Source organism: Ruegeria sp. BI12 (genome assembly GCF_056537985.1).
Genome location: NZ_JBQFSL010000008.1, coordinates 1 through 4,429 on the forward strand (window position 1 = coordinate 1; position 4,429 = coordinate 4,429).

Genomic DNA, 4,429 nt, shown 5'->3' on the forward strand with positions numbered 1-4,429 from the left:
CATGTTGAGTTGGGAGGTAAGCTGGTTGATTTTGCTGGTTGGGAGATGCCTGTTCAGTATCCGTTGGGGATCATGGGTGAGCATAAGCAGTGTCGTGAGAAGGCGGCGTTGTTTGATGTGTCTCATATGGGCCAGGTGATCCTTCGGGGTGAGAATGTGGGGGAGAAGCTGGAAGCTTTGTGCCCGCAGGCTTACGCGACGCTGAAGGAAGGCAAGGCGCGGTACGGGTTCTTTACGAATGCCGAAGGCGGGATCATGGATGACCTGATCGTGTCGAATGCAGGCGACCATTACTTTGTGGTGGTGAACGCAGCGCTGCGCCATCAGGATATTCCGCATATGAAAGCGAACCTTGATGGCGTCGAAGTGACCGAGATCTTCGACCGTGCGCTGGTGGCGGTCCAAGGTCCTGCGGCGGAAAACGTTGTGGGGGAACTCTGCCCGGCGGCGCGGGATCTGAAGTTCATGGAAACCACGGTGGCTGATATCAACGGTGTTGAGTGCCGCATCTCGCGTCTGGGCTACACGGGCGAGGACGGGTACGAGATCTCGATCCCCGAGGACAAGGCAATCGAGGTCAGCAAGGCGTTCCTGGCGCATGAGGATTGCGAAGCTGCCGGTCTGGGCGCGCGCGACAGCCTGCGGCTTGAGGCCGGTCTGTGCCTTTATGGCAATGACATCGACCAGAGCACCTCGCCGATTGAGGCCTCGCTGGCCTGGGCGATCCAGAAGCGCCGCAAGGAAGAAGGCGGTTTCCCGGGCGCGGAGCGGGTACAAAAGGAACTGGCCGAAGGCCCTGCCAAAAAGCTGGTCGGCATCAAACCCGATGGCCGCGCACCGGCACGTCAGGGCGTGGAAATCCAGTGCGCCGAGGGTAATACGATCGGTCAGATCACCTCGGGCGTGTTCGGCCCCACGGTCGGCGGACCGGTGGCGATGGGCTATGTGAGCAAGGGTCATGGCGAGCCGGGCGAGACGGTGAACCTGATCATCCGGGGCAAGCCGCAGCCGGCACAGATCGTGGCGCTGCCCTTCGTCAAACAGAATTACAAGCGTTGAAGTCAGGAGAGAGACAACATGGCAACCTATTATTCCGAAGAGCATGAATGGCTGACCGTCGAAGGCGACACGGCCACTCTGGGCATCACCAAGCACGCGGCTGAACAGCTGGGTGACGTGGTGTTTGTGGAGCAGCAGGAAGCAGGCGACGAGTTCGAAAAAGGCGGCGAGATCGGCGTGATCGAATCCGTCAAGGCCGCCTCCGAGCTCTATGCCCCGGTCGATGGCGAGATCACCGAGGTGAACGAGGCGCTGGCCGACAATCCGGGCGCGCTGAACGATGATCCCGAGGGTGAGGCCTGGATCTACAAGATCAAGATCGCGGATGCCGCGCAGCTGGAAGATCTGATGGATCTGGACGGCTACAAGGCCCTGATCGGCTAATTCCACGCCGGAGCCCGGTTTGGGGCTCCGCCCGTTCGGGCCGGGGTTTTTGCCCGGCCCTCTCCCTACTACCGGAGGCTGGCACGCAGTCTCCGCCCGACCTGACCTATTCGACAGGAGCGCTGCAATGGCCTTCAAACTGACCGACTACGAAGCCTATGACTTCGCCAATCGCCGCCACATCGGCCCGTCGCCCACCGAGATGCGCGACATGCTGCAGGTGATCGGCTTCAAGACGCTGGACCAGCTGATTGACGCCACCGTCCCGCCTGCGATCCGGCAGAAGGAACCGCTGGACTGGGGTCCGGCGATGACCGAGCGTGACGCGCTGTTTTACATGAAAGAGGTGGCGAGCAAGAACAAGGTTCTGACCTCGCTGATCGGTCAGGGATACTATGGCACCACCACCCCGGCGCCGATCCTGCGCAACATCCTGGAAAACCCGGCCTGGTACACGGCGTATACGCCCTATCAGCCCGAGATCAGCCAGGGTCGTCTTGAGGCGCTGTTGAACTTCCAGACCATGGTCAGCGACCTGACCGGGCTGGACGTGGCCAACGCATCGCTGCTGGACGAAGCCACAGCCGCGGCCGAAGCGATGGCAATGGCCAAGCGCGGCGGGCGTTCGAAAGCCAACAACGCGGCCTTCTTTGTCGACAAGAACTGCCACCCGCAGACCATCGCGGTGATCAAGACCCGCGCCGAGCCTCTGGGCATCGACGTTCAGGTCGCTGATCCGGATCAGCTGGACGCAGGCGCGGTGTTTGGCGCGATCTTCCAGTATCCCGGCACCCATGGCCACGTGCGCGACTTCACCAACGAGATTGCGGCGCTGCACGAACATAAAGCCATTGCCATCGTCGCCGCCGACATCCTGTCGCTGGCGCTGCTGAAGTCACCGGGCGAGATGGGTGCGGATATTGCCATCGGCTCGACCCAGCGCTTTGGCGTTCCGATGGGCTATGGTGGCCCGCACGCTGCTTACATGGCGACCACCGACAAGCTGAAGCGATCCATGCCGGGCCGGATCATCGGTGTCAGCATCGACAGCCGCGGCAACAAGGCCTACCGCCTGTCGCTGCAGACCCGCGAGCAACACATCCGCCGCGAGAAAGCCAACTCGAACGTCTGCACTGCGCAGGCGCTGCTGGCGGTCATCGCCTCGATGTATGCGGTCTATCACGGTCCCGACGGTATCAAGGCCATCGCGCAATCGGTGCACCGCAAGACCTCGCGCCTGGCCGCCGGTCTGGAAGAGGCAGGCTTTGCCGTGGAACCCGAGGTGTTCTTCGACACCATCACGGTCGAGGTTGGCCACCTGCAGAACGTCGTGATGGAGGCCGCCGTAGCCCGTGGCGTCAACCTGCGCAAGGTCGGCGACACCAAGGTTGGCATCAGTCTGGACGAACAGACCCGCCCCGAGACCATCGAGGCCGTCTGGGGTGCCTTCGGCATCGACAAGAAGGATGACAGCAAGAAGAACCGCGCATATCGCCTGCCGGACTACGCGCTGCGCGAAAGCGCTTATCTGACCCATCCGATCTTCCATCAGAACCGGGCCGAGGCCGAGATCACGCGTTACATGCGCCGTCTGGCCGACCGCGACCTGGCGCTGGACCGGGCGATGATCCCGCTGGGGTCCTGCACCATGAAGCTGAACGCCACGATCGAGATGATCCCGGTCACTTGGCCCGAGTTCGGCAACCTGCACCCGTTCTGCCCCGAAGATCAGGCGCAGGGCTATCACGAGATGATCGACGATCTGAACGACAAGCTGTGCCAGATCACCGGCTATGACGCGATCAGCCAGCAGCCCAACTCGGGCGCGCAGGGTGAGTACGCAGGCCTGCTGACCATCCGCAACTATCACTTCGCCCGCGGCGAAGGGCACCGCAATGTCTGCCTGATCCCGACCTCAGCCCATGGCACCAACCCGGCCTCGGCGCAGATGGTGGGCTGGCAGGTTGTTCCGGTGCAGGCGGATGACAAGGGCAACATTGATCTGAACGACTTCCGCGCCAAGGCGGAAAAGCACTCCGATCATCTGGCCGCCTGCATGATCACCTATCCGTCGACCCATGGCGTGTTCGAGACCACCGTGCAGGAGGTCTGCCAGATCACCCATGATCATGGCGGTCAGGTCTATATCGACGGTGCCAACATGAACGCCATGGTTGGTCTCTCGCGTCCGGGTGACATTGGCGGCGACGTCAGCCACCTGAACCTGCACAAGACCTTCTGCATCCCGCATGGCGGTGGCGGCCCCGGCATGGGTCCGATCGGCGTCAAGGCGCATCTGGAAGAGCACCTGCCCGGCCACCCGGAATACGGCACTGCCGTGGGTCCGGTCTCGGCGGCACCGTTTGGCTCACCCTCGATCCTTCCCGTCTCGTGGGCCTATGTGCTGCTGATGGGCGGCGCGGGTCTGACCCAGGCGACCAAGGTGGCGATCCTGAACGCCAACTACATCGCGGCACGTCTGCAGGATGCCTATCCGATCCTCTACACGTCCGAGACAGGTCGTGTGGCGCATGAATGCATCCTCGACACCCGTCCGCTGGACGAGGCGGCACAGGTCAGCGTTGACGACATCGCCAAGCGTCTGGTCGATAGCGGCTTCCACGCGCCGACCATGTCCTGGCCGGTCGCAGGCACCCTGATGGTGGAACCCACCGAGTCCGAACCGCAGGCCGAGCTTGACCGCTTCTGCGACGCCATGCTCTCAATCCGGGCCGAGGCGCAGGACATCATCGACGGCAAGATCGACGCGGAAAACAACCCGCTGAAAAACGCCCCCCACACGGTGCGCGATCTGGTCGGAGACTGGGACCGGCCCTACAGCCGCGAACAGGCCTGCTTCCCCCCAGGATCCATGGGCGTCGACAAATACTGGTCACCAGTAAACCGCGTCGACAACGCTTACGGCGACAGAAACCTAATATGCACATGCCCACCAATGGACGCATACGAAGAAGCCGCCGAGTAA

Annotated in this window: 3 protein-coding genes; all 3 read left to right on the top strand. The window is 62.4% G+C overall.

What is annotated here, in order from left to right; genetic code table 11:
- The coding region (gene gcvT, locus ACR0AK_RS22870) for a glycine cleavage system aminomethyltransferase GcvT (RefSeq protein WP_480795109.1) at positions 1–1,059 on the top strand (1,059 nt) is incomplete at its 5' end.
- An 18-nt stretch (positions 1,060–1,077) separates the two neighbouring features.
- Positions 1,078–1,443 carry a glycine cleavage system protein GcvH gene (gene gcvH / locus ACR0AK_RS22875; protein WP_480795110.1) on the top strand — a complete coding sequence of 122 codons (366 nt, stop codon included), beginning with the start codon at positions 1,078–1,080 and terminating at the stop codon, positions 1,441–1,443.
- Positions 1,444–1,570: 127 nt separating this feature from the next.
- Entirely contained in the window at positions 1,571–4,429 is a 2,859-nt protein-coding gene (gcvP, locus tag ACR0AK_RS22880; protein WP_480795111.1) for an aminomethyl-transferring glycine dehydrogenase, read from the top strand.

Excerpts from the sequence above, each read along its gene's own strand:
- gcvH (WP_480795110.1), top strand. The coding sequence starts at position 1,078 with ATGGCAACCTATTATTCCGAAGAGCATGAATGGCTGACCGTCGAAGGC.
- gcvP (WP_480795111.1), top strand. The coding sequence starts at position 1,571 with ATGGCCTTCAAACTGACCGACTACGAAGCCTATGACTTCGCCAATCGC.